Origin of the sequence: Clostridium sp. DSM 8431 (assembly GCF_900116755.1) — a bacterium.
Taxonomy (GTDB): domain Bacteria; phylum Bacillota; class Clostridia; order Clostridiales; family Clostridiaceae; genus Clostridium.
This window is the reverse complement of sequence record NZ_FPBY01000302.1, coordinates 1-1,810: the sequence shown is the minus strand read 5'-3', so window position 1 is coordinate 1,810 and position 1,810 is coordinate 1. Positions and strand designations below refer to the sequence as shown.

1 protein-coding gene is annotated in these 1,810 nt (G+C 29.3%); it reads left to right on the top strand.

Features of this window, described 5'->3' with window-relative positions; genetic code table 11:
- Positions 1-399: 399 nt before the first annotated feature.
- Positions 400-1,668 (top strand): right-handed parallel beta-helix repeat-containing protein, encoded by a 1,269-nt coding sequence (locus BM384_RS16960; protein ID WP_090015430.1) that lies wholly within the window; start codon positions 400-402, stop codon positions 1,666-1,668.
- Positions 1,669-1,810: the final 142 nt, after the last annotated feature.

The following is a 1,810-nucleotide window of genomic DNA, read 5'->3' as shown; positions in this document are numbered from 1 at the left end:
AAAGCTGTCTCAGATGAATACTTAGAGGATGATATTCCACATATAGATATGTTATATAAAATATAATTAGTGTAGAGCTGTAAGTTTAAGTTTACAGCTCTTTAATTTTGTAATTAAACTTTATTGTATATTAATACCAAAGAGGAATACTGTGTGAGAAAAGCAAAGTAAATAATTTGTCTACTTTATCATTTTCATTTATTAAATTCTTAGAGTTGTTTTTTATTATTAAAAAGATAAAAGAAATAAAGTTTTTTATATAAAAAATATAAAAAAAGTAAGAAAGATTACTTTAGGATAAAAAAGGTAAGTGTTTACGATATCTATATAGAAGATAGAATACTTGTATGCTAACATATTTCATGTAAACATATTCATAAAAGTTAAGGGGGAAATTTTATGTTTTATAGATTAGCAAATGAACATAAAAGTAATCTAAAAAGTAGACTATTAAAGTTAGGTGTATGCTTATTCGTAGCAGGTTTTTCTTTTGGAGTAAAAGGTGTATCAGCAAAGGCAGCTGATTTTTATATTTCTCCAAATGGAAATGATAATAATTTAGGTACTATTTCATCACCTTTTAAAAGTATATCAAAAGCTCAAGATGCTGCATCTTCAGGAGATACAGTTTATATGATGGGTGGGGTTTATAAGGATTTTAAAATAGCTAGTGAAGACAGCAATTATTATTATGTAAATAATATAACTAAAAGTGGAATATTATATAGAGCATATTCTTCGAAAGATTTACCAATATTTGATTTTTCTAATGTTAAACCAACAAAGCGTATAGCAGCTTTTCGTATTGGGCCAGGAGTTAAGAATGTAACATTTTTAGCTATGGAAATTACAGGGGTAAAGGATGGGAATCAAAAGCAGTCTGAATGTATAAGAGTTGAAGGTAATGCAACATTTAATCAAGTATCGTGTCATGACAATAATGCAAATGGCTTTTACTTTGTAAATCATGCAACAGGAAGTTGTATTAAATGTGATTCATATAATAATATAGGTACTAATAGTCAGTCTATAGGTAATACTGATGGTTTTGGTGCTCATGCTGATGGAGTTACTTTTAAGGATTGTCGTGCTTGGAATTGTAGTGATGATGGGTATGACTGCTTAACTTCTAAAGGATCTAATACTTTTGATGGATGCTGGGCTTTTAATATGAGAGCTGGTGGAGATTCTAATGGTTTTAAAATTGGAGGATATGGTACAGGTAGAGTTCCAAGTACAGTTCCAGTTCATACAGTAACTAATTGTTTATCTGCAAATAATGCTGCTCATGGATTTTATGCAAATCATCAGCCAGGTCAATCTGCTACCTGGACATATAATACAGCTTATAACAACAGAGGTGGAAACTTTGATATGCTTGAAAGAGTAAGCATTACTGATTCTACAGATATTCCAGGTACTAGAGAAGTTTTACATTACAATATAGCTTTTGGAGGAACTAATTTTAAGGATGCTAATTTACCTCTTAATAATTATACAAATAACTCTTGGTCCAAAAAAGGTGTAACTGTTTCAGCTGATGACTTTGAAAGTTTAGATGTAAGTCAATTATCTAAAAAGAGAGGAGCAAATGGTGTGCTTCCTAATGTAACATTTATGCATTTAAAGAGTAATAGTGATTTAAAGGGAATGGGATGCTTTAGATAAATTAATAAAGATATTTTTATAAGAGTTGGTTTTTATAGCTGACTCTTTTTCTTTTGGCTGTATTATGAATAAAAGTGATAAAATATGTCAATCATCTTAACAAAGATTTTTTAGGAGATGATATATTTGAATTCGTATGAGC

What these genes read in the sequence shown, in the direction of transcription:
- BM384_RS16960 (WP_090015430.1), top strand. Translation starts at nt 400, where the DNA reads ATGTTTTATAGATTAGCAAATGAACATAAAAGTAATCTAAAAAGTAGA.